Source organism: Geobacter sp. (assembly GCA_009684525.1).
In the GTDB taxonomy this organism is placed as follows: Bacteria; Desulfobacterota; Desulfuromonadia; order Geobacterales; family DSM-12255; genus Geoanaerobacter.
This window is the reverse complement of record WKKR01000002.1, coordinates 349527-373171: the sequence shown is the minus strand read 5'-3', so window position 1 is coordinate 373171 and position 23645 is coordinate 349527. Positions and strand designations below refer to the sequence as shown.

Sequence of the window (23645 nt, the reverse complement as noted above, 5' to 3'; positions counted from 1 at the left end):
GTACACACTCCCCGGGTCAGATCACCGCAACGTAATTCCCCACTCTATGTATCACCAAATATATTCATTAGCAATCTCTCGCTTATCCCGGCCTGAAAGAATGTGCAACACCCGCAGCTTTTTCAGTTTTACGGGAGAAAGCGAGCCGAGGGGGATGTAGACGATCTTTTTCCCCAACCGGGCGGCGAGCTGCCGGAACATGCTCCGCGGCGGCCGGGGGGCCGCATAGACCACGTGCGTTTCCCGGGTGTAGTCCAGCGCCGCCAGGAGCAGCACTTCGTGCTTCCCCCTGGCAAAGGAGTAATCGGGGTCGTGCCAGATGTCGTACATCCGCCGGGGGGGATAGGAGAGGACGAACCCCCCATATTCGCAGCGGCAGATGCCGGGGCCGACGACATTATCGATGGGCTGGGTGGCATAGAAGGCCATGTCAGATTCCTGGTCATGTTCGCCGAGCCAGGTCATCCGGTAGGGGAAGCGCTCCCCTCCGCGGTCTTCGTCGAAAACCACCACGATCCCGCCGACGCCACCGGCGACCCGCTGCTGCTCCCTGACATAGATCCGCCCCTCATGGAGGTTGCGCAGGGTTTCGCGCATGTCGATGCCGTCCAGAAGCGATGCCGTAAACGGCTCCACCCGATACTGCTCCTCGGAGAGCTGTTTTGCCCCCTTCTTCTTGAGAAAGCGGCCATAATCCTCGATGGCGATATCCTCGGGAGGGTAGGAGCAGAGCGACGGATCGTCGAAACCCTCCAGCCATTCACCGGGCCGCTTTTCCCGGCGGCGCTTAAGAAACTGCAGTGGGGAGAGCCCCTTGCCAGGCCGCGCCTGGCGCGGGCGGAAACGGATCGTCCGGCTGTTGCCGGCGATATCCTCGGGAGAGAGCCTGATCGTCGGAATCTCTGCATCCTCGCTCTGCCAGGGGTAGAAGGTGGCCAAACGGCAGAAGGCATAGGCAAAATTATCGTCGACGCAGCCGCGGGCAGCAGCCAGCAACTGGAACAGGTCGGGGAGGAGCTGCCCCGACAGGGCGGCATAATTGCGGGTAAAGCGGAAAAAGGCCCTTTTCTGCCAGAGATGGAGCTGTTCGCCGGTTTCATGCCGGTAGTGGCGGGCAGCCTCCTGAAAGAGTCGGTAGTGAATCCGCTGACGATCCGGCATCTCTCCCGCGCCCCCCACATGTCGCGCGCTCCTCTCAATCGCCTGGCGCAGCACCGTTTCTTCCGGGACCTCCTGCTTCCCCCCTGCTATCAGCTCCAGGGCGTTGTAACGTTTGCGTAGCGCATGCGCCGTATCGGCCGGCTCCGGCGGGAGCGGACCGCGCCGCATTTCATGGATCGCAGAGACAAAGGAGAATTCGCCGAGGATCTCGCGGCACGAATCGGGATGGAGGTTGGCCAGGTGTACCCCCTCGCGGCGGATGCGGGTCAGCGGCTCCGCCCCCGGCCTGTCGAAGAGCTGCCGCACCCGTTCCAGATGGGCCATGCCGCAAATGAAGAGGATACGTTCATGGCTGGCAGCCAGCTGCTGCAGCCGCCAGGCCATCCCCAGCTCCCTCCGGCTGTTCGGTTCGGAGCCGGACGCTCCGGCCGATGCGCAGCAGTAGTGCAGGTAGTAGGGTGCAAGGCCGATCCGCTGCACCGCATAGCTGTCGGGGAGGAAGTCCAGGTGCTGCGGGTAGTGGTCCAGGTCCAGGTCGATGAGTTTGAGCGGGATCTCCCGCTCCAAGGCCAGCCGGGCCGCCTCGATCAGGGGGTCGGCCGGTTCGATGAGCAGGTAGACCGTTTCCGTTTTCCTGGTATGGGGGATGTCATACCAGAGGACCGAGATCTGAGGCAGTCGCTGCACCCCGCGGAGAAAGGGGCCTTCGAGGGTCGACGGCAGCTCGATGGCGATGCAGTCGGGGCGCACCCGGTCCACTGCCTGGCGGACCAAGTGGGCGAACTCCAGCCGGTAATGGAGCACGGGAAGGGCATGGACCGGCCCGAATTGTTCCAGGTGCAGACGATGGGGCATGGTTGATTATCCCGGAAGTGACGCCACCCGGTTGCGGCCGTCCCGCTTTGCACGGTAGAGCATGGCGTCGGCCTGCTCGACGAGCGACTCCGGCGTCACCCCCTTGTCGGGGGTCACGTGCGCTACTCCGAGGCTGATGGTCACCGAAGGAGAGATCGACGACGTCTGGTGCGGTATCTGCAGCTCTTCGACCATGGTGCGCAGCTTCTCTCCCATGGCCGTTGCGCCGGCAGTGTCGGTATTGGGCAGGACACAGATGAATTCCTCGCCGCCGTAACGGGCGATGAAGTCCCCCCCCCGCCCCAGAGTAGCGGCAAGGGCAGAGCCGATCCGCTTCAGGCAGTCATCGCCGGCAATATGGCCGTAGGTGTCGTTGTATGCCTTGAAATAATCGATGTCAAGCATGATCAGGGAAAGATCCCACCCTTTGCGCCACGCCCGCCGCCATTCGCGGTCGAAACATTCGTCAAAGGCGCGCCGATTGGGCAGCCCGGTCAGGCCGTCCATGAGCGAGAGGCGTTCCAGGATATCCCGCTGGCGTTTCAGTTCGAGCTGGTTGCGCACCCGCAGCCTGACCAGGGAGAGGTTGAAAGGCTTCGTGATGTAATCCACCGCCCCGAGTTCCAGTCCCAGCACCTCGTCCTGCTCCTGGGACATGGCGGTGATGAAGATGACCGGTATCTCCTTCAGCAGCGGATCGGCCTTCAGCTTCCGGCAGATGTCGTAACCATCCATGTCCGGCATCATGATGTCGAGCATGATGAGATCGGGCAGCGCCGTAGTCGCAATATCCAGGGCCTCGCTTCCCCTGGTGGCGAAGAAGACTCGGTATTCGCCCTTGAGGAGCTCGTTGAGCACCTGGATATTGATGATGGCATCATCGACGATGAGGATCTTCTGCTGATCCGTAAAGGTCATGGCTGCTCCTCGAAGGTAATGTCAAGATCGGCTGCTAGTTCGCCAAGCAGCCTCAGGGCCGCCTTGAAATTGAGCTTGTTGATCTGTTCCGCCATGGCGTCGAGCTGACGCCGATAACGCCGTGCGACGGGATGGGACTGCAACCGCTCGAACGGCACACCTGCATGCAGGTCATGGATCTGCAGCAGATGCCCCAGTTCATTGACGACAGAGGCAAGGGACTCGCTGGGCGGCTTCACTACCTTGCCCGCACGTAGCGCCCCTTTGTCGCCCCCCGCCAGCAGCGCGGCTGCCGCCGCGACCTCGTCAAAACTGCTCTCGAATTCCGCCAGCAACGGCTGTGCGCCTGCTGCATCACGATGCTCGCAGGCCTGCTCCAGTTCTGCGGCAACGGCATACAGTCGCTCGGCGGCGAGGTTCCCGGCAATCCCCTTCACACCATGCGCCAACTGCACGGCCATATCCCACTCTGCAGCAGCGACGGCCAAATGCAGCTTCTCCGGGACCCCCCGCTTCCCTTCGATGAATTCAATGATCAGCTGCCTGAACAGCCCAGCGTTCTGATCCAACCGCTCCAGGCCGTCGGGCACATTGATCCCCGGCAGGTTGGGGAAGTCGGTCACCAACGCTTTACCCGCAACCGGCAGAGACTGGGACGGCAAGGCGTGACTGCGCAGCTTGACGTACCGGAGCAGAGTTGCATAGAGCTCCATCACATTGATCGGCTTCCCGAGGTGACCGTTCATCCCCATGGCCAGACAACGCTCCCGCTCGTCATCCATGACATGGGCGGTCATGGCGATAATGGGGAGCTCGGCCATCTCCAACTGCTCCCTGATCTGCCTGGTCGCTTCGTAGCCGTCCATCTCCGGCATCTGCAGGTCCATGAGGATGATGTCAAAGGGTGTCTCTGCCTGCTCCACGGCAGTCACGGCCTCCCTGCCGTTGGCGACTGTGACGACCGCAATCCCGGCGTTCTTCAGCACCTCCCGGATAAAGAGCTGGTTTATGGGATGGTCTTCGGCGACGAGGACCCGTGCTCCCTGCAGGTCTGCCAGGCTCTCGTGGTCCGCCACCCTCTCTTGGCGACGCTTCTGCAACTGTTGCCCGTCGCGCCCCAACGCATCCCTGATGGTCTGGCAAAGACGACGGGGCGGAAAGGGCTTGGCAAGGAACCCGTCGATGGAGAGGTCTCTCGCCTGCTGCCGGGTCTCCTCGCTGCTGTATGCCGAAACCATGACGATGACCGGCATGGATGCCGGGCCGCCATGCTCCCTTACCCGGGCCACCGTTTCCAGGCCGTCCATATCTGGCATCCGCCAGTCCATGAGCACCAGCCGGTACGGTTCGGCATCCTCCCCTGCAGCCCGCTCCAGCTCCGCGATCGCCTCCCCGCCGGAAGCCGCGGTAGACGGACTGAGCTGCAGCGACTCCAGCATGTCGTGCAGCATGGCACGAGACACGGGATTGTCGTCAACCACCAGCACCCGCATCCCGGCGAGATCGGCCGGCAGCTCCTGCCTCGTCGCACGGCGCCGGCCCAACTGGAACAGGGCGGTAAACGTAAAACAACTCCCCTTGCCCGGCTCGCTTTCCGCCCAGATGTCGCCATCCATCAGGTCGACCAGCCGCCTGCAGATGGAGAGCCCCAGACCGGTGCCGCCGTATTTGCGGGTCGTGGAGCTGTCAGCCTGGGTAAAGGGCTGGAAGAGCTGGCCGATCTGCTCTTCGCTCATGCCGATGCCGCTGTCCCTGATGGCAAAGCGGAGCCGCACCGTCTCGGCGATCTCATCCATCTGCTCGACGGTCACCGAAACCACCACTTCTCCCTGCTCGGTGAACTTGACGGCATTGTTGAGCAGGTTGGTCAGCACCTGGGAAAGCCGCAGCGGATCACCCTGCAAAAACTCCGGAACCGACGGTGCGATGTCGTAGAGGATCTCGACCTCCTTGTCCGCAGTCCAGACTGTCACCAGGTCGGCGAGGTTTTCGAACAGAACCGGCAGCTCGAAATCGACCGTCTCCATCTCCAGCTTGCCCGCCTCTATCTTGGAGAAATCGAGGATGTCGTTGATGATCCCCAACAGCGACAGGGCCGAGGAATGCATCTTCGACAGATAATCGCGCTGCTTGGGAGTCAGGTCCGTCTGCAGGGCCAGGTGCCCCAGGCCGATGATGGCATTCATCGGGGTGCGGATCTCGTGGCTCATGTTGGCCAGGAACTCGCTTTTGGCCCTGCTCGCTGCCTCCGCCGCCTCCCTGGCCCGCGCATGCTCCTCTTCGGTCCTCTTCCGCTCGCTGATATCGCGGACAATGGCGACAATTGCCGGTTTCCCCCCGAATTCGCAGCAACAGGCGCTCACCTCAACCGGGTGGACAACACCATCCTTGCTGACATGGGCCGATTCAAAGAGTGTCTCGCCGTGGCATCGCAGGGTCTCCATCCGCTGGGCCACCTGCGTGGCTTGACTGGGTGTATCGATCATCGTCGGAGTCCGGCCGATGACCTCTTCCCGCTGATAGCCGAGGCGATCGCAGAACACGCTGTTGGCGTCCAGGATCTGCCCCTCCATGTCAAGGATGATGATGCCGTCGCTGGCGCTGTTGAACAGGGTGCGATAGCGCGCCTCCGACTCGCGCAATGCCGATTCGATCCGCTTCCGCTCGGTGATGTCGTGGATGATCGAATAGAGCAGCGGGCGTTCACCGATGCGGATCGGCCCGCTGAATACCTCTACATCCCTGATCTCGCCCGTGGCAAGCCGGTGCCTGAAGAAGAAATGATTGCGACCTTCATCCCTTGCCAGGCGCAACTCGTTCTGCACCTCTTCCCGGGTAAGGGTGTTGATGTCCGCAATCGCCAGCCGGGTCAGCTCTTCCACGCTGTAGCCATAATATGCCGCAGCAGACGGGTTGGCGTCGACGATCATCCCGGTCTCGGGATCGATGAGAAGCATGGCGGCATGATTGTTGGTGAAGAGGCTCCGGTACCGCTCTTCGCTCTGGCGGAGCGTATCCTCGAGGAACCGCCGTTCCGTCATGTCCGTAACGACGCTGATCAGGCAGTCCCGGTTGCCCAGCCTGACCCCCCTGGAAGAGATGAACCCCTTGCGGCTCTTGCCGTCCTTGGTCCTGAAGTCGATCTCTACGTTGCGGCACTCGCCGCCAGCCTGTACCAGATCTACGACGTGCGCTCGCTGGGCGGCATCGTGCCAGAAGCCGATTTCCAGGGTGGTCCGGTTGAGAGTCTCCTCCGGAGTGAAGCCGAGGTTCTGGAAGAAGGCGTCGTTGGCCTCCAGGATCTTGCCGGTCCGCAGGTCGGTGATGGCCATGATCAGGGGGCTGACATAGAAGATCCGGGAGAATTTCTCCTGGGATGCCTGCAGTTCCTCGGTCCGCTCCTGCACCAACCGCTCAAGGTTCTCGTTCATCCGCCGGATGGTCTCGTCGGCTGCTTTGCGCTGATCAGCCATCCGGTCGAAGGCAACGGCAAGTTCGCCGATCTCGTCCTGGGAGACAAGGCCTATCCGGTGTTCCAGGTCGCCGGCGGCCATGATCTCGATCCCGGCGCGCAGCCGCCTGACCGGCTCGGCAAATGCCTGGTAGACGAGCCAGGAAATGCCGGGGACGCTGAGGCAGATCACCAGCAGGAAGAACAGTTGCAGTCGGTCCTGCTGCTGTTTCCGGATCTGCGCCAGCTCGTGATTGGATTCGTGCAACCTCTCCAAGAGCGGGCTTACGGTCTGCAGTTCTTGCAGCAGTCGATTGGTCAGACGTTCGGCAAAGTGGTCCCAGGTCGCATCCCTGCCCCGCGGCGGCCCGTCCTGGGTATGGGGCCCGTACTGGGAGAAGAGATAGCCGATGGTCTTGTAGTGGTGGGCAATCTCATTGATGGCCTGCCGCTCTTCGGGAGCGGTGAATGTGACGAAATTGGCGACGAGCTTTTCCCCAATGGCCTTGTAGGTTGACTCCCACTGCTCATGGGCGCGCATCTCGTAGGAGATGTAATGTTCCTGGGTCAGTATGGTGAGGTCGGCAAAGAGTTTTGAGATTTCATCTGCACGGATGGCGCGGGCATTCAGCCGGTCCACCTCGCGGGAGACCCGATACTGGGCCACGGAGGAACAGAAGAGGATGATGAACGGCACTAGGGCTATGATGATCAGTTTGGAGCGGATTTTCATATCATGGCACGCTGTCTGGTTTTCCACCCGAATCCCGGATGGCGTCTATCTGAGCGAGACGGCTCCCGGTTTGAGCTCGCTCAGGAGTGTCGGGTCGAGGAAATTGAGGAAATTGATTGATGGTTTCCCCTCTGCCACACCGTTCTCCTGCATCCACCTCGCCTGGTCCTCCAGGGAGAGGAGGAAGATATGGTCGAGGGTCACGATATTGTGCTGTTCTGCCATGACGGCCTTCAGTTCGGCCGGCGAAGTCTCCAGGCGCTTCGCCAGAGGCTTCAGTGCGACTTCGGGATGCGCGGCCAGCTCGCGTTCAGCCCGCAAGAGCCCCCTGAGCACGCCGCGTGCGACCCCCTGATTGGCATCAAGCCACTTTTTCCCGACCACCAGACCAGCCGCATGGGTAGTAAGGCCGCACTCCGTGAAGGTGACCGCATCGGAACCGGCCGCCTGCAACCCCTTCAGGTACGAAACGTCCGAACCGGCAAAGGCATCGATGGTGCCTCGTTGCAACGCCTCGGGCATATCCTGGTGGGAGATGTCCACCACAGTCAATGTTTCCGTGGGGATACGGTTCTTCTTCAGGAACTGGTCGAGGAAGAAGTGGGAAGTGGTCCCCTTCGACACGCCGACACGCCTGCCTATCAGGTCCCGCGGACTGCTGATGCCCCGGCTGCGCAGGGCCAGAATCTTGGTGGCATTGTCCGACGACACCACCGTGGCGATGATCGCGAAATCGTTCCGGTCAAAGCATTGCCTGACAATGGGAGGTTCGCCGACAACCGCGGCATCGCAGTCCCCGTTGAGAAAGCGCCCCATGGCAGCCTTGCCGTCGCCGAGCACGGAGATGTCGGCCGCGATGCCTTCGGCGGCAAAATACCCCTTCTCCGCGGCGATCAGCGGCAACGCTGCAAGAATCCCCCCCTGGCAAACGGAAAAGGGCTGCTGGTGCGTGGCCGGCGGATCATTCTGCACACAGGCCGAAAGCAGCAGTCCCACCACCAGTTGTGCAGTGCGCGGGATGACGGGCCAGCGGGACATGGCAATCCCCCAGGAAATCACGGTAAATACGTTGAAAAGTGTATCAAGTGTTGGAGTCGTGACAACCGGGAATCTTCAGCGCACCTGCTGATCCGGGCAGTCTGCGGCGGGGGGCCGGCCGGATGGGGCGTTACAGCGGCTTTTGCAGGCTCAGCGGGGCTCCAGCACCATGTAACGCAAGGCTTCCTCGCCGAGAATCCGCTCCACTGCCAACGGCAGCAGGCGCAGGGGGTCCTGGTCCGTGGCACGCATCATCTTGAGGGCATAGCGGGCAATGTTGATCCCATCCCGCACCGAGTAGAGTTCGTCGGCAGCATGGGCTCGCTGGAGGAAATCGACCACGTACTTGAGGATACGGGTCCCGGCAAAGGGGAGATTTTCCTTGAGGATCTGCAGCTCCTCGTCGGCTTCGGGAAAATCGATGTAGATCTGGGGCTGCAGGCGGGAATGGATGTATTCGGGGACATCGAAGGTGGAGGCATCCTCGTTCATGGTCACCACGATCCGGAAATCGGGAAGTGCCGGGATGCGCAGACCGGTGATGATCGATTCCACATAGCGCCGGTCATCCAAGAGCGGCGCCAGGGATGCCCAGGCCTTTTCGCTCATCCGGTTCCCTTCGTCGAGAATCAGCACCCCTCCCCGGAGCATGGCCGATACCAGGGACGAGGCAGCATACTGGATCGTGCCGTCCGGCCCGATCACCGGCGTGATGATGAGATCCTCCGGCCGGGTATCCATGGTCGCCTGGAACAGGTAGACCGGGCGCTCCAGATAGCGGGCCGCGGCATAGGCGAGGGTGGTTTTTCCCACGCCCGGCTTGCCGATCAGCCGCGGGTTGAAGGGGATGTCGCGCTCGTCGATGACCAGCCACGCCGCCAAGAGCTGTTTGAGCAGCTCTTCCTGCCCCACCCACTTGAGCGGGAGCTCCACCGGATTGGCCAGGGTGAGGGAGATCCCCTCGACGGTAACATGCTCCATGGTAACTCCACTCCGATCGAAGGCTGTTGGAACCTAAGGCTGTTCAAATACTGTCAGATCGTCGCACCCGCAGAAAGCCCCGCGGAGGCGTAGTACCCACTGGGCATAAACAGTGCTACGCCGCACAAGGCGGCTTTTCGAGGACAGCGGCGAGATGGCCGCTTTTAGCTGCGCTGAAACTTCGTTTTCATCAACCGTCTAGGTGTTGTGTTCGTGCAGGTACATCATGGCAAGCATGGCCCTGTTTTCCAGGCACTGCGGACAGAGTTCGCCGGCATCGTGCCAGACCTCCCCGGCCAGCCACTCCCCGGCTTCGGCATAGACCGACGGCCGGGATGCGTCGTCGAATTCGACCTGACAGATGCTGCATCGTTTCATGGTGACCGTCATGTTTACAGATTGCCTTCCTGAATGCAAGCCCATATACTTGTGCCCGGTTCGGAAACCGGCCGGCAGTATTACATCCGGAGTTTCCTGATGGGCACTACTCTACCAGATTCCGCAGCAAAGGAGAACCGACCATGCTGACCATGCAGAATATCAAGACGCACTACTTCTTCACCGACAGCGACGCGCTGCTGCTGCGGGAACTCAGGCCGATGGCCGAGGGCCACCAGGACCGGATGGTCGACGAATTTTACGATTACCTGCTGGGGATACCCGAAACCGCAACCCTGCTCAAGGATAGCGTCACCCTGCAGCACCTGAAGGAGACCCTGAAGAAGTGGTTCATCGACCTTTTCTCCGGCACCTATGACAACCAGTACCTGCTGACGCTGCAGCGGGTCGGCCTGGCCCACGTTCGGGTCGGGCTCAATGCCCATTTCGTCAACGCTGCCATGAACGTGGTCCGTCGCTTTGTCATCGAACTGCTCCAGGAGCACTACCCCAACATCCAGGAACGGCGCAAATTCCGCAATGCCGCGGAAAAGATCATCGACATCAACCTGGACATCCTGAGCGCCTCCTACCAGGAGGAAGAGCTGAAAAAGGTCTTCCTCTCCCGCAGCCTGGAATCGAAGCTGATCAAGGCGGCCGAGCGCTTCACCTACGGCCTGAACCTGATCCTGGTCATTGCCCTGGCAGGGGTTTCGCTGGGTGTGGTGGCACTGTTCGTCTGGGACATCCTGCACATCTTCAGGGGGGATGTGGAAAAGGGAATCCTCGGCGCGCTCGGGACGCTGCTGATCATCTGGATGATGATCGAGCTGATGGACAACGAGATCAAGACCCTCAAGGGGGGCAAATTCAACATCCTGGTCTTCATCGGCGTGATCATCGTTGCGCTGATTCGGGAGATCCTGATCTCGACGCTTCGCCACGACATGCTGGAGACCCAGATCTTCCTTGCCGGCACCCTGCTGATACTGGGGATCGTCTACTTCCTGGTATCGAAAAGCCAGCAGGAGCGGACCTGACAGAAAGAGCAGCCCTCCTACCCTCCCTGCAGCTCCGTGCGGACCAGGTCTGCCAGGCAGGAGATGAAGCGCGGAGAGCTATTGAGCGATGCAATCCTGCGGAAATCGCTGATCCCCAGGTGCCGTGCCTCCTGGGCATATTCGATGTCGATCTCGTGCAGGGTCTCAATGTGGTCGGAGACGAAGGAGAGCGGCACCATCAGCATCTGCCGACAGCCATGCCCGGCCAACCGCTGAATGATTTCGTCGGTGGAGGGCTCCAGCCACTTCACCGGACCCGCCCGCGACTGGAAGGCCAGGTGGTAGGAGACCCCGGCAAAGCGTTTCATGACCAGCCGGACTGTCTCCTCGATGTGCGCCAGATAGGGATCACCCTCGTCGATGAACGACTGGGGCAGGGAATGGGCGGAAAAAAGCAGTTCCAGCCGGGAATGATCGTCGAACCCTGCCAGCCCCTCTTCGATCTTCTCCGCCAGCGCCTCGATGTAGAGGGGATGGCTGTAGAAACGGTCGATGTAGCTGACCTCAAAGGTGACCCTCGCTTCTTTCAGCACCCGCTTCAATTCGTTGATGCTGGAGCCGGTAGTGGCCCGCGAATAATGGGGATAGAGAGAGAGGGCAACGACCTTCGAAATCCCCTCCCGCCTGATGGCTGCCAGCGCCTCCAGAGTCGACGGCCGCCAGTAGCGCATGGCGACGAAACAGCGGAATCCCTCCCCCAGCTCTTCCTCAAGGGCCTTGGCCTGGGCCTCGGTCAGCTCCCGCAGCGGCGATTTCCCCCCGATCTGCCGGTAGTTCTCCTCCACCCGCGGTGCCCTCCTCTTGACGATGAAGCGGGCGATGAGCGGTTGTAGGAAGGCTGGCCCAATCTTGATGATATCCCGGTCGGCAAAAAGGTTTCGCAGGAACGGTTCAACGGCATCCAGCGAATCCGGCCCCCCCATCTGGAGGAGGAGTACGGCGGTTCTGTTCATGGCTCTCTCCCGAACAATCGCATCAACGCTTCTGCAGGTGGGCAATGACATCGTCGCTGGTCCGGATCGCCGATGCGACGCAGTCGTTGAGGCCGATCCCCCGGTAGGAGTTACCGGTCAGGAAGATGCCGGGATGGGCCTGTCCCTTTTCTGCCAAGGCTGCCAGCCGCTTGCCGTGGCCGACGGTGTACTGGGGGATCGCCTGATGGTGGCGGAAGATCCGGACAAAGGAGGGCGCCTCGGTAATCCCCATGATCGCGGTGAGGTCCTTGCGAACCCGTTGCTCGACCTCGCTGTCGGAAAGGTTGATGTATTCCGGGAAACAGGCCCCGCCCATCATGCTCCTGAGCATGACATGGCCGGCAGGCGCCCGGTTTTCAAAGATGCTCGAATCCCACAGGGTGCCGAGGATGCTCGTCTTCTCTTCCTTCGGGACCAGGTAGCCGAAACCGTCCAGGTCGCGGTTTATCCGCTCCCGCTCGTAGCCAAAACATGCCACGGTCATGGTGGCATAGGGGATCTCGCGCAGGACACCTGCCATCTCCGCATCCAGATCCTGCAGGATGGCGGCGGTGGCATAGGCAGGGGTGGCGAGCACCACGGCATCCGCATCCAGCTCCCCCCGGTCGCTCAGCAGTTTAAACGGCACACTCCCCCCGGCTGTGACTTTCTGCACCTCTTCGTCCAGGCCGATGGCACTGGCGCCCATTTTCCCCGCGACAATGTCCGTCAGGGTCTGGATACCTTCGCGGAACGAAGTAAGGACGCCGCCCGGTCCTGCGGCACTGGCGACCACCTTCCCCTCCTTCTGATCTTGTTTTTTCTTCTTTGCCAGCCGGACCATCGCCTTGATCAGCCCGCCATACTCCGACTCCAGTTCGGCGATGCGCGGAAAGCAGGATTTGAGCGACATGGTTTCCGGATTCCCGGCAAAGATCCCCGATACCATGGGCGCTATCAGCTTCCGCAACGCCTCGTCGCCGAGCCGGCGCCTGCCGAAGGCGGCCAGAGTCTCGTCGACCCCAGCCGGCGGGGCCGGGGCAAAGGGCTCCATGGCCAGCCGCAGCTTGCCGGGCCAGGAGATCAGCTTGCTCTTGAGAAAGGAGGGGCCGTTCTCGGGAAGGCGATGGAGCATCCCGCCCGAATAGATGAACCGCTTGCGGGCGTTGTCGTTGCTCCGCAGCAGGAACCGGTCGGCGCCCAGATCGCGACAGAGCTCAAGGGTATGGGGCTTGTTGTCCAGGAAACCGTTCGGCCCCCACTCGCAGAGATAGCCTTCCTCCTTGATGCTCCAGATCTTGCCGCCAGTCCGCCGCTCCTTCTCCAGCAGGGAGACCTCCAGTTCGATGCCCGCCTGACGGGCCTTCTCGCCGATCAGCCATGCGGTTGTCAGGCCTGAAATCCCCCCTCCGACCACTATCACCCGTTTCATATCGTCTCCTTTTGTCCCGCATCCAGGGAAGATCCCCGTATCCTGCCTATTCCAGCTTCCCCAGAATCTCCGCCAACGCCTCGAAGCTCTGGACCAGCCGCTCACGATCCCGTGCCGGCAACCGTTCCAGGAGTTTACGGTAATTCTCCACGATGCCGCGGCGCAACTCGCGGATCAGTTCCTCTCCCTGCTCGGTCGTATAGATGATCACCTGGCGGCGATTCTCCTCGTCCACGGTCCGAAAGACAAAGCCGAGGTTGACGAGGCGGTCCACCATCTCGCTGGCCGAACTCATGGCGATCTGCAGTTCCTTTGCCAGAAGGTTCAGGGGGCAGCTCCCCTTGTCGTAGATCGTCAACAGCATCTTGTACTGGTTGTAGGTCAGGTCCATGCCGTCATGAACCATGCTGCGGATGCGTCCCATGACCCGCATGATGACCGGGTAGAGCTGCGCTATTCTTTCGATCTGTTCCATGTCAACCCCAGACTGCCGAACTGTTCGGACACCTAAACATTAACCTGATGAACCGTCCGTGTCAAGCGTCAAAAGTCACGATCTTCTCATACGATGCGGCGCATAACCGTTCTGCGGGCACGATCAACAGTGCGCAAGCCTGCTGACAGCGGGTTGGGCGCAAAAGTGTTGCACTTTCACATGATAATAAGCTAATCTCTTGCCAGCACCTTACCGACGGGGTAACTCGAAAGAGTGCTCGCCCTTGTCACGCAACAATTATCATGCAAAGAGACCTCTCTCATTACAACGCCAATAACCGTGCGGCATTTATCATTGCCGTCTGGCTCTGTATTGTCATCACCCTCTTAACCCTCAGCCAGTCCAATTATCTCCTGTTCCATGCCAGTGTAGAGCTTTTTGCCATCGTAGTTGCCAGCGGCGTCTTCATGATCGCCTGGAACTCCCGCCGCCTGCACGACAATGGTTTCTTCCTCTCATTCGGCACAGCATGCTTTTTCGTAGCCATCCTCCAGTTCTTGCACATGCTGGCCTACAAAGGGATGGGAGTCTTTGCCGATCAGAGCGCGAACCATGCGACACAGCTCTGGTTAGCGGCCCGATACCTGCTTTCGGCTTCCCTCTGCATCTCGCCGCTGTTCCTGCAGCGCAAGATCAAGCCTGCCATGGCTGTCACCGGCTATTGCCTGGCAACCCTGTTCCTCCTGACAACCATCTACGGCTGGAACATTTTCCCGGTCTGCTACATCGAAGGGAAAGGGCTCACAACCTTCAAGATTGCCAGCGAGTACCTGATCGTCCTGATCATGGCAACCTCCCTCGGCTATCTCCATATCAGGCGCCAGCTCTTCGATACGCAGGTCTACCGGCTCCTCGCAGTCGCCATCTGCGCTTTCATCGTTTCGGATCTCTCCTTTACCCTCTACACGGATACGTACGGCATCACCAACATGCTGGGGCATCTGTTCAATGTCGTTGGGTTCTATCTCCTCTACCGCTCGGTGATCGCCAAAGGGCTTTCCAGACCTTTCGATCTGCTGTTCCGTGAGCTGAAGCAAGGGGAGGAGCGCTACCGGAACCTCTACGAGAAGACCCCGGTCATGCTCCATTCCATCAACAACGCTGGGGAGCTGATCAGTGTCAGCAACTGCTGGCTGCAGACCCTCGGCTACACATTCGATGAGGTACTGGGACACCGGTTGAGCGAATTCATGACCGAGGAATCGCGACGCCACGCCGAGGAGACCGTGATCCCGGAATTTCTGCGCAACGGATCGGTGACCGACATCTCCTACCAGTTTGCCAAAAAGTCGGGGGGTCGCATCGATGTCCTCCTGACCGCCATTGCCGAACATGACCTGGACGGGACCTATCTCCGCTCCATCGGTGTCATGATCGACGTCACCGAACGAAACCGCTATGAGCAGGAGATCAAGGATCTTAATGCGAGCCTGTCAGCCCAGAACGCCGAACTCGAAATGGTCAACAGCGATCTGGAGGCGTTCAATTACTCGGTCTCCCATGACCTGCGCGGCCCGCTGAACAGCATCTGCGGCCTCGGACAGGTCCTGCTGGAGGTATTCGGCGAGCAACTGGACGAGCAGTGCCGGGAATATATCGCCAGCATCAACGACGAGGCTTGGCGCATGAACGACCTGATTACCACGCTCCTCAAGTTTTCCAAAGTGGGGCGGGTTGAACTCAAATACCGTCAGTTCGATCTGGGTGAGCTGGCTCGCGCCCTGATTGCCGAATACCGCATGCGGCATCCTGAGCGACAGGTTGCCTCAGAGGTGAACGAAGGGCTCATGGTCGACGGAGACTCATCATTGCTGAGGATCGCCCTGGACAATCTCATCGGCAATGCATGGAAATACACCGGCAAGACCCCTTCGCCCCGCATCGAGTTCGGGTCCACGATTATCGAAAATGAACGGGTCTATTTTGTCAGGGACAATGGCGCGGGGTTCGATATGAGGCAGGCGCAGAACCTGTTTTCGCCCTTCAAGCGCCTCCACGTAGATAACGATTTTGAAGGCCACGGGGTTGGCCTTGCCACTGCTCAGAGAATCATTCAGCGCCATGGCGGGCGAATCTGGGCAGAGGGAGTGCCGGGAAACGGGGCGACATTCTATTTCACCCTGGGACAACCGTAAAATCGGCGTAGTGTCTTCAGTCAGACCGTTCCAGGCATTTGCCAGTGAATCAAGCAGTCTGCCATAGGCTTCCATTGAAACAAAAATGGAATAACCTCTGCCTGATTTCGCTATACACGTCAAAACATCAGGCCAAGTAAGATTACACGTCATTTCATCAGGGAATTCGCAGAAACTGTAGGGTAAAACCCTATGGCTATGCCTATTGACATTCACTTCATACACTGATACATCAATACGATACAAAATCAATGTACTTGAGGTGACATACTATGGCAATCACTACTACAGAACTGGCAGCACAAATTCTTGCAGCTCATGCGTCTAATTCTGAGATGACAACCGATGAGCTGCTGGCTGAGCTTGCGCAGATCCATGCATCACTGAAAGCGCTCGAAAAAGGCGAAACTGCTCCGGTGGCAAACCGCCCCCCCCTGACGATAAAAGAGGCATTCAAGAAGAATGAAGTGACCTGCATGATATGCGGCAAAGGAGGCATGAAGACCCTTACCCGACACCTGAACCAGATCCATCACATGAAGCCGAGAGAGTACCGGAAGCAGTTCGGGATTCCCACGGCGCAATCCCTTTCGGCCAAGAGCTATACCGAAGCGCGCAAGGCCCTGGCCCAGGAAAGAGGGCTTGCGGATAACCTGGCAAAGGCCCGTGAAATCCGCATGGCCAATATTGCGTCCCGGAAGGCAACATCTGTCAAGTCTGCCGTCAAAGGGAAGGCGGCGAAAACGCAGAAATAAGTCGGATCGACATAGGGGAATCGGGAAGACCCTCAGTGCATGCTGTGGGTCTTCCCTTTTTCCAGGCATGCAAAAGGCTGATCGTATCGTTACCGATCAGCCTTTTATCGAAGAATCCGTGATCCTGGTTTTTCAGGACCTAGGGGAAGAAGGGAATGTCTCTTCCCTCTGCACCAGCTATCTGTACCTGCGAAAGAGCTATGCAACACCTCATCTGTAACGGGTAAATCCGGCTGTCGGCCATGTACGGGTTAATCTCGGTGGTCCTGTAACAACAGGACTCAGGAGGAGAAACCGACTCTCCACGTTACTTCAATGCTATTGAGTTGTAGGAAAACTATCCTTTCAGACCTCCTTCCCTTGTTGTTGCTGCTTCATGCTACTCTACAAAGCATAAACCAGACCACGGAGACCACTGTACCGAAAATTCATAACTGGCTGTATTGATATGCCATAATAGCATGGCAGCGCCTAACGGCTCCCGGATGGCAGGTGCCATTGGGACCAGTCGCTATACAATTCTGTATGAAATTCATACAGCTAGCCGGCATTAACTTTCGTCCGTTGCCGCCGTAAGAGAGGGAACCCTTGACATGGAACCCTGACCGGCTTAGATTCACTCCAGAAAGGGAGCATGCATATGGCACACAAAGACTACTATCAGACGCTCGGACTCAGCAAGGGAGCGTCTCCGGAAGAGATAAAGAAGGCATACCGCAAGCTGGCGGTCAAGTTCCATCCGGACAAGAACCCTGGCGACAAGTCTGCCGAAGACCGCTTCAAGGAGATCAACGAGGCCTACGCCGTCCTCTCCGACCCACAGAAGAAGACCGAGTACGACCAGTTCGGCTCAACCGGCTTCCACCAGCGCTTCAGCCAGGAGGATATCTTCCGCGGCTTCAATGTGGACGACCTCTTCAAGGATATGGGTTTCGGCACCGACGATGTCTTCTCGCGGATATTCGCCGGGGCGCGGAGCGCCCAGCAGGGAGGGAGAGGCGGATTCAGCCCCCGCCGCCACAAGGGGGAAGATTTCGAGATGGGGCTCAAGGTCACCTTCCGCGACGCATACAGCGGCTGTGAAAAGAGGGTGGCCTATACCAGGGACGGCACGCGTGAAGACCTGGTGGTCAAGGTGCCGCCGGGAGTGGAGACCGGTGCACGGCTCCGCATCCAGGGCAAAGGAGGGGAAGGATCGGGCGGCGGGCCGGCCGGTGACATCTACCTCAATATCACCGTGGGGAGCGACCCGCAGTTTGAACGCGAAGGAGACGACATCGTAGTGGACAGCCAGATCAGGTTCACCGATGCCGCACTGGGCAGCGCCCTGGATGTGCCGACCCTGGAAGGGACCAAACGGATCAAGGTGCCTGCGGGGATTCAACCCGGAACGAAGATCAGGCTCAAGGGGCTGGGATTTCCCCACATGGGGAAGAGCGGCAAAGGCGACCTCTACGTCAGGGTGGGCATCCATGTGCCCGAGGCGCTGTCACCCGAACAGAAAGCCCTTTTGGAAAAACTCAAGAGTTACGGCATCTGAAGCAGATAGACACGCCGCCAGCCCTGAGCTGCTTCAGGGTTGGCGGATATCTATGGCCGCGTTCTTGCGCAGCTCGGCAACCCACTGGTTGAACCGCTCTTCCGACTTCTTCTTGTAGAGCAGATCCTCAATCTCCCCCTTCACCTCGTCAAAGGGCTTGATATCTCCCAGGTATTTCTTTTCCAGCTTGATGATGTGAATGCTCTGTGGCGTCCGAACCAGATCGCTCACCTCGCCCGGCTTGAGCTTCAGGATCACCGACTCCATCTCCGGCAGCAGGTCCCCTTTCTTGAAGGTCCCCAGTTCCCCGCCGTCCTTGGCTGCATTGGGATCATCCGAGTTCTTCTTGGCCAGCTCGATGAAATCGGCTCCGGTCTTTGCCTGCTGCAGGACCTCTTCGGCCCTGGCCTGGATCTTCTTGATGTCTGCGTCTGAAGCGTCCTTGGGAATCCTGAACAGGATACTACGGGCACGGTACAGTTCCTGCTCGCCAAAACTGCGGCGATTGGCCTGATAGTATTCCATGACCTCCTTGAGACTCACCTGGACCTTGGCCCGGACCTCCTGGCTCATCAGCCGTACCCGCTCCATCTGCTCGCGAATCTGCGCCTTGTACTGGTCAAAGGAGAGCCCCTGGGCCGCCAGCGCCTCGACGAGCCGTTCCTGGGTCAGGTTGTTCTGCTTCTTGACCTCCTCGATGGACTGCCGTATCTCCTCCTCAGAGACCTTGATGTCCAGCTCCTTGATCTTCTGGTCCACCAGTTTCCGATCCACCAGCCGATTGACCGCAACGCTCCTCAGATTCTTGCGCTCGGCTTCGGTATATGGCTCCTTTCGGCCTGCTTCGCGGGCCAGGAACTGGTATTCCCGGTCCAGATCGAGTGTCGTGATGATATCGTCGTTGACGACGGCTACGATCCCGCTCACCACTTCGGCCTGAACGGCAGTGGCCGAAATGACGGCACAGAGTAGCAATCCTGCAATGATACTACGCTTCATGGAGAGGATCCTCCGCAAGGGATGGGAATGGAAAACGGTGGCACCTGTGCGATACCAGGGAAGGAACGGAGACGGTCGGCGTCGGCACAGCAGGCGCTTTCGGGCGTATTCCTGTGAAAAGGGCCGGGAATGATCCCGGCCCTCAGTAGGTTCGATCTATTTCTTCTCAGCCGGAGCCGGCGGAGCTGCCTTGCCTGCTTCGGCGGGTTTGGGCTCGGGAGTGGCACCAGCCTCAGCCCCCAGGCTTTTCAGGGCATCTTCCTTGATGGTGTACTTTGAGCTCTTCTTCAGCTCTTCCTTCAGCTTCTGGAAGACCTCCTGCTGCTTGGCCGGCATCAGTGCCGCTTTGATCTGGTCCTTCACCTCGGCAAAATCGCGCTGTCCCGCAGGACGCTTACCGGTCAGCTTGATGATATGATAGCCGAACTTTGTCTTGACGATCCCGGAGAGCCCGCCTTCCTTGAGCCCAAAGGCAACCTTCTCGAACTCGGGAAGCATGCTTCCTTTGGGGAACCAGCCGAGATCGCCACCCTTTGCGGCAGCGGAATCGATGGAGTTCTTCCGGGCGAGTTCCTCAAAGGATGCTCCCCCCTTGAGCTGGGCGAGGATCGCCTGGGCGGTCTTCTCGTCTTTCACCAGGATGTGGCTGGCCCGGATCTCTTCGCCGCTCTTGAACTTGTCCTTGTTCTGGTCGTAGAACTTCTGCAGATCGGCATCGGAGAGGTTTGCCTGCTCCTCCACCTTCTTTTTCAGGAATGCCTCGACCACCACCCGCTTCTTCAGCTCTTCAAGCTTGTCCGCGACCGCCTGGCTCTTGTCGATGCCGTCCTTCTTCGCCTGCTGGAGAATCAGCTCACGGATAACCATGGTTTCCAGCATTTCCTTCTTCCCCTCGGGCGTTTCGGTCATCGGCTGCAGGTAGGCGGGGAGATTCGCCAGCTCTTTCTTGAAATCATCGGTCGTGATGACAGTTCCATTCACCTCGGCAAGGACCGTGCCGCTGGATTTGGAGGCTTTCCCCCCTTCATCGCCCTTTTTGGCGGAACACCCTGCAACAAGGACTGCGAAAGCAGTCAGAACAGCCAAACTTTTTAGGATTCTCGACACGTTACACTCCTTTTCCGGTAAGATGCACCGATCGACGCTAGCACATCAGGTAAGGCTTTTCAAGAGATTTCTGGACTCTGCAAGGATGCCGTCAAAGGAGCTGTCAGCCAGCTCGCAGACGAGCCTGAAGTCGGGTGTGAACTGGTATTTTTTTGGCTGTTTCCTGATGAGGCCGATGATGGTATCCGGAGAGACTGGGGTCTTCTGGTGGAACGAACAGACCAGCCGGCTGCCGTCGAACTCGATCTCCCGGATGAGCAGCATTTTCAGCAGCAGCCTGATCTTCATCACCTCCAGGAGATAGCCGGCAGCAAGCGGCACCGGCCCGAAACGGTCCGTCAGCTCGTTGGCGACATCGGCAATATCCTCCTCGCTCGTTGCCTGGGTCAGTTTCTTGTAGAGGATGAGCCGCAGATTTGGCTGGGGGACGTAATCCTCCGGGATGAAGGCAGGAACGCGCAGCTTCAGCTCCGGCTCCAGGCGGACCTCCTGCTCTTCCCCCTTCAGCGCGCTCACCGCCTCCTCCAACAGTTCGGTGTAAAGCTCGAAACCGACCGTTGCGATCTGGCCCGATTGCTTCCCCCCCAGCAGGTCGCCGGCGCCCCGGATCTCCAGGTCGTGGGTGGCGATCCTGAACCCTGCCCCCAGCTCAGTGATCTCCTGCATGATCCTGAGCCGCTCCCGCGCATCCTGGGAGATGGCCCCTTCACCGGGGATCAGGAAATAGGCGTAGGCCCGCTGCTTGGCACGCCCGACCCGGCCGCGGAGCTGGTAAAGCTGGGCCAGGCCGAAGTTGTCGGCGCGGTTGATGATCAGGGTGTTGGCGGTGGGGATGTCGAGACCCGACTCGATGATGGTGGTACAGAGGAGCAGGTTGGTCTCGCCATGCATGAACCCGAGCATCACCTTTTCCAGCTCTTTTTCCTCCATCTGGCCGTGGCCGACGGCGATCTTCGCCTCGGGCACGATCCGCTGCAGGTGCTCCGCCATCAGGCCGATGCTCTGCACCCGGTTGTGGACGAAAAAGACCTGGCCGCCACGCCGCAGTTCGCGCAGCACCGCCTCCCGCACCAGTTCGTCGGAAAAACGGGCGACAAAGGTCTTGATGGCCAGGCGGTCCACCGGCGGCGTATCGATGATGGAGAGGTCGCGAATTCCCATCATGGACATGTAGAGAGTCCGCGGGATCGGCGTGGCCGTAAGGGTCATGATATCCACGGTGGCCCGGTACTTCTTCAGCTTCTCCTTGTGCGCCACACCGAAACGCTGCTCCTCATCGACGATGAGCAGCCCCAGGTCCCTGAATTCCACATCAGCCTGCAACAGCCGATGGGTGCCGATGATGACGTCGACCTCCCCCTTCTTCACCCGCTCCAGGATCGCCTTCTGTTCCCTGGCCGTGCGGAACCGCGACAGCATCTCCACAGTGACCGGATACTCGCCGAAACGCTTGACAAAGGTCTCCAGGTGCTGCTGGGCGAGAATGGTGGTGGGGACCAGCACTGCTACCTGCTTGCCATCCAGCACCGCCTTGAAGGCGCCGCGCATGGCCACCTCGGTCTTGCCATACCCCACGTCGCCGCAGACCAGGCGGTCCATGGGGCGGGTCGACTGCATGTCCGCCAGCACGTCCTCGATGGCAGCCATCTGGTCCGGGGTCTCCTCATAGGCAAAGGCTGCCTCGAACTCGCGGAACATCTCGTCGGAAGGGGAAAAGGCATACCCCTCTTTAACCTGCCGGGCGGCATAGATCTTCAACAGCTCCTCGGCCATCTCCTGCACCGCGGCGCGGGCCTTGGCCTTGGCCTTCTCCCATCCGGTGCCGCCGAGCCGGTCGAGATGGGGCTCTACCCCCTCTGCCCCGACGTAGCGCTGCACCAAATTGAGCCGGTCCACCGGAAGGTAGAGCCGGTCGCTGCCGGCATATTCCAACAGCAGGAAATCCCCCTCCACGTTACCCAAAGTCAGGTGCTGCAGGCCGCGATAGAGGCCGACCCCGAAATCAAGGTGGACCATGTGGTCACCCGGCTTCAGCTCGGCAAGAGAGGTGAGGATCTGCTTCTTCTTGGCCTCGGAGAGCCCCCGGCGCTTCACCCGCGGCCCGAAGATCTCCTCCTCGGCAATGACCGCCAGGAGCTCGTCTTCCAGGCGGAATCCCCGGGAGATCTCGCCGATGAGGACCGACACGGTGCCATCGCGCTGCCCGATCTCGTTGCCAAAAGTCCGGTTGCTGATGGAAAGGGGAAGGCCGTGGGGAGTGAGGAGATCGTAGAGCCGCTGTGCCTGCGCCTTCTGGTGGCAGACGACCACGACCTTCCACCGCTCTGCCAGCCATTCTGACAGCCGCGTCACCAGCGGCTTCAGCACCCCTTCGCTGTCGGGAGAAAGGGAGATTCTGAGGTCGGCATTGTCGGCAACGGCAAGACGTCGGGTTGTAGATGCACCGCCGTCGAGAAGCTCGATCGCGGGCATGGCCAGGCGCGACCCTTCGGCAAGGCCGGCCGCCAGTTCCGCCGGGTCGAGGAACAGCGCCCGGCGGTCACAGACGATGTCATCCCGCTCCTGGGCACGCTGCTCTGCAAGCTCCAGCTCGCCGAAGAAACGATCGGACGCTGCAGCGATGGCGTCGGGATCGAGGAGAACCCTGACCGCATCGCGTCCCACGTATGAAAACAGGGTCTCCAGTTCGGGATGGAAGAGCGGCTGCAGGTTTTCGATACCGGGGGGGTAAATGGCGTTCTGAAGCTGTTCCAACAGCTCGCGGCGGCGGGGAAGCGGGATGTCCTGGCTGTCGCAGATCTTTTTCAGCCGGGCTGGCAGCGCCTGCATCACCTCGTCATTGAGGACGATCTCGCGGGACGGGAGCAGGATCAGCTCGGGCAGAGGCTGCAGCGAGCGTTGGGTCAGCGGGTCGAAGGTGCGGATCGTTTCCACGAAATCGCCGAAAAACTCGATCCTGACCGGCGCCTCCATGTTCGGCGGAAAGATGTCCAGGATGCCACCCCGGCTGGCAAAGCTCCCCCGGTCTTCCACCAGCGGCACATGGGAGTAGCCGAGCCGTACCAGCTTTGCCAGCAAGGCTTCGCGGTCGGCCTCCTCACCGGTCACCAGGTAATCTGAGACCTTTCCCAGGTCTGCCCTCGGAAAGAGCCGCTGGCAGAGAGCTGCGACAGGAGCCACCACCACGCGGGCCGTTCCGTTCAGCAGTTGAAAGAGGGTATTCAGCCGCTGGCCCGTGACATCGGGGTGCGGCGACGCATGCTCGTAGGGGGCGGTCTCCCAGGCGGGAAAGAGCTGGATGGCATCTGCGCCGCAGCTGTAGAAGCGCAGTTCGCGCCAGCATTCTTCGGCAGCATCCGCATCCTCTGCAACGACAAGGTACAACCGGGACGATTCGCCCATGAGCTCTGCGAGCAGATAGGCCGGGGCCGAACCGCGCAGGCCCGGCAGCGACACCGATGCGCCGGCAGGGGCAAGGAGGGAAAAAATATCCTGACTATGTTGTTTGTTCGAAGCCATGAAAGGGACGTTGATCCGACGTTACCTCGTGAATTGACTGCAGCATAGCAGAAAAGGCGGCTGGCTGCTACCGCAAGAATCCCGACACCCGGGCCCATTTTCCCCTTGACCCTGTTCCCCGGTACTGTGTACC

General features: G+C 59.9%; 16 protein-coding genes. 4 read left to right on the top strand and 12 right to left on the bottom strand.

All coding sequences use genetic code 11. From position 1 onward, the window contains the following. Positions 1-51: 51 nt before the first annotated feature. From GJT30_07950 to GJT30_07925, 6 genes are all read right to left on the bottom strand, one after another. The gene (locus GJT30_07950) at positions 52-2016 is read right to left on the bottom strand and encodes a hypothetical protein (GenBank protein ID MSM39538.1); all 1965 of its coding nucleotides are present in this window, start codon (positions 2014-2016) and stop codon (positions 52-54) included. 6 nt (positions 2017-2022) lie between these two features. After that, a complete protein-coding gene (locus GJT30_07945; protein MSM39537.1) occupies positions 2023-2934 on the bottom strand; it encodes a diguanylate cyclase in 912 nt (303 codons plus the stop codon). After that, positions 2931-7118 carry a PAS domain S-box protein gene (locus GJT30_07940; GenBank protein ID MSM39536.1) on the bottom strand — a complete coding sequence of 1396 codons (4188 nt, stop codon included), beginning with the start codon at positions 7116-7118 and terminating at the stop codon, positions 2931-2933. Before GJT30_07940 ends, GJT30_07945 begins: the two co-directional genes overlap by 4 nt. A 45-nt stretch (positions 7119-7163) precedes the next feature. Continuing rightward, positions 7164-8156, bottom strand: a complete 993-nt coding sequence (locus GJT30_07935) for a transporter substrate-binding domain-containing protein (protein MSM39535.1) — start codon at positions 8154-8156, stop codon at positions 7164-7166. A gap of 150 nt (positions 8157-8306) precedes the next feature. Next, on the bottom strand, positions 8307-9137 hold the full coding sequence (locus tag GJT30_07930; protein MSM39534.1) for an AAA domain-containing protein: 831 nt from the start codon (positions 9135-9137) through the stop codon (positions 8307-8309). Between the two features lie 198 nt (positions 9138-9335). After that, the gene (locus GJT30_07925) at positions 9336-9515 is read right to left on the bottom strand and encodes a hypothetical protein (protein ID MSM39533.1); all 180 of its coding nucleotides are present in this window, start codon (positions 9513-9515) and stop codon (positions 9336-9338) included. Between the two features lie 143 nt (positions 9516-9658). Here GJT30_07925 and GJT30_07920 point away from each other — a divergent pair, with 143 nt between their 5' ends. After that, positions 9659-10555: a heme-binding sensor globin domain-containing protein gene (locus tag GJT30_07920; GenBank protein MSM39532.1), complete on the top strand. Its 897-nt coding sequence runs from the start codon at positions 9659-9661 to the stop codon at positions 10553-10555. Positions 10556-10572: 17 nt separating this feature from the next. Here the strand turns inward: GJT30_07920 and hemH are convergent, their stop codons facing one another. Genes hemH through GJT30_07905 form a run of 3 tightly spaced genes read right to left on the bottom strand, consistent with a single transcriptional unit; the run spans position 10573 to position 13436 of the window. Beyond that, a complete protein-coding gene (hemH, locus tag GJT30_07915; GenBank protein MSM39531.1) occupies positions 10573-11529 on the bottom strand; it encodes a ferrochelatase in 957 nt (318 codons plus the stop codon). 22 nt (positions 11530-11551) lie between these two features. Then, on the bottom strand, positions 11552-12961 hold the full coding sequence (gene hemG / locus GJT30_07910; protein ID MSM39530.1) for a protoporphyrinogen oxidase: 1410 nt from the start codon (positions 12959-12961) through the stop codon (positions 11552-11554). Between the two features lie 46 nt (positions 12962-13007). Continuing rightward, on the bottom strand, positions 13008-13436 hold the full coding sequence (locus GJT30_07905; protein MSM39529.1) for a MarR family transcriptional regulator: 429 nt from the start codon (positions 13434-13436) through the stop codon (positions 13008-13010). Between the two features lie 263 nt (positions 13437-13699). On the opposite strand from GJT30_07905, the gene GJT30_07900 reads away from it, so the two are divergent. The 3 genes from GJT30_07900 (at position 13700) to GJT30_07890 (ending at position 17887) form a co-directional block, all read left to right on the top strand. Beyond that, entirely contained in the window at positions 13700-15592 is a 1893-nt protein-coding gene (locus GJT30_07900; GenBank protein ID MSM39528.1) for a PAS domain S-box protein, read from the top strand. 272 nt (positions 15593-15864) lie between these two features. Beyond that, entirely contained in the window at positions 15865-16347 is a 483-nt protein-coding gene (locus tag GJT30_07895) for a MucR family transcriptional regulator (GenBank protein MSM39527.1), read from the top strand. A gap of 640 nt (positions 16348-16987) precedes the next feature. Next, the gene (locus GJT30_07890) at positions 16988-17887 is read left to right on the top strand and encodes a DnaJ domain-containing protein (protein MSM39526.1); all 900 of its coding nucleotides are present in this window, start codon (positions 16988-16990) and stop codon (positions 17885-17887) included. A gap of 33 nt (positions 17888-17920) precedes the next feature. On the opposite strand, the gene GJT30_07885 is transcribed toward GJT30_07890, so the two are convergent. The 3 genes from GJT30_07885 to mfd form a co-directional block, all read right to left on the bottom strand. After that, the gene (locus tag GJT30_07885) at positions 17921-18886 is read right to left on the bottom strand and encodes a peptidylprolyl isomerase (protein MSM39525.1); all 966 of its coding nucleotides are present in this window, start codon (positions 18884-18886) and stop codon (positions 17921-17923) included. Positions 18887-19042: 156 nt separating this feature from the next. Next, positions 19043-19984, bottom strand: coding sequence for a peptidylprolyl isomerase (locus GJT30_07880; protein MSM39524.1), 942 nt, complete (start codon positions 19982-19984; stop codon positions 19043-19045). A gap of 54 nt (positions 19985-20038) precedes the next feature. After that, the gene (gene mfd, locus GJT30_07875) at positions 20039-23512 is read right to left on the bottom strand and encodes a transcription-repair coupling factor (GenBank protein MSM39523.1); all 3474 of its coding nucleotides are present in this window, start codon (positions 23510-23512) and stop codon (positions 20039-20041) included. Between the last annotated feature and the right edge of the window lie 133 nt (positions 23513-23645).

Excerpts from the sequence above, each read along its gene's own strand:
- GJT30_07950 (MSM39538.1), bottom strand. The coding sequence starts at position 2,016 with ATGCCCCATCGTCTGCACCTGGAACAATTCGGGCCGGTCCATGCCCTT.
- GJT30_07945 (MSM39537.1), bottom strand. The coding sequence starts at position 2,934 with ATGACCTTTACGGATCAGCAGAAGATCCTCATCGTCGATGATGCCATC.
- GJT30_07940 (MSM39536.1), bottom strand. The coding sequence starts at position 7,118 with ATGAAAATCCGCTCCAAACTGATCATCATAGCCCTAGTGCCGTTCATC.
- GJT30_07935 (MSM39535.1), bottom strand. The coding sequence starts at position 8,156 with ATGTCCCGCTGGCCCGTCATCCCGCGCACTGCACAACTGGTGGTGGGA.
- GJT30_07930 (MSM39534.1), bottom strand. The coding sequence starts at position 9,137 with ATGGAGCATGTTACCGTCGAGGGGATCTCCCTCACCCTGGCCAATCCG.
- GJT30_07925 (MSM39533.1), bottom strand. The coding sequence starts at position 9,515 with ATGAAACGATGCAGCATCTGTCAGGTCGAATTCGACGACGCATCCCGG.
- GJT30_07920 (MSM39532.1), top strand. The coding sequence starts at position 9,659 with ATGCTGACCATGCAGAATATCAAGACGCACTACTTCTTCACCGACAGC.
- hemH (MSM39531.1), bottom strand. The coding sequence starts at position 11,529 with ATGAACAGAACCGCCGTACTCCTCCTCCAGATGGGGGGGCCGGATTCG.
- hemG (MSM39530.1), bottom strand. The coding sequence starts at position 12,961 with ATGAAACGGGTGATAGTGGTCGGAGGGGGGATTTCAGGCCTGACAACC.
- GJT30_07905 (MSM39529.1), bottom strand. The coding sequence starts at position 13,436 with ATGGAACAGATCGAAAGAATAGCGCAGCTCTACCCGGTCATCATGCGG.
- GJT30_07900 (MSM39528.1), top strand. The coding sequence starts at position 13,700 with ATGCAAAGAGACCTCTCTCATTACAACGCCAATAACCGTGCGGCATTT.
- GJT30_07895 (MSM39527.1), top strand. The coding sequence starts at position 15,865 with ATGGCAATCACTACTACAGAACTGGCAGCACAAATTCTTGCAGCTCAT.
- GJT30_07890 (MSM39526.1), top strand. The coding sequence starts at position 16,988 with ATGGCACACAAAGACTACTATCAGACGCTCGGACTCAGCAAGGGAGCG.
- GJT30_07885 (MSM39525.1), bottom strand. The coding sequence starts at position 18,886 with ATGAAGCGTAGTATCATTGCAGGATTGCTACTCTGTGCCGTCATTTCG.
- mfd (MSM39523.1), bottom strand. The coding sequence starts at position 23,512 with ATGGCTTCGAACAAACAACATAGTCAGGATATTTTTTCCCTCCTTGCC.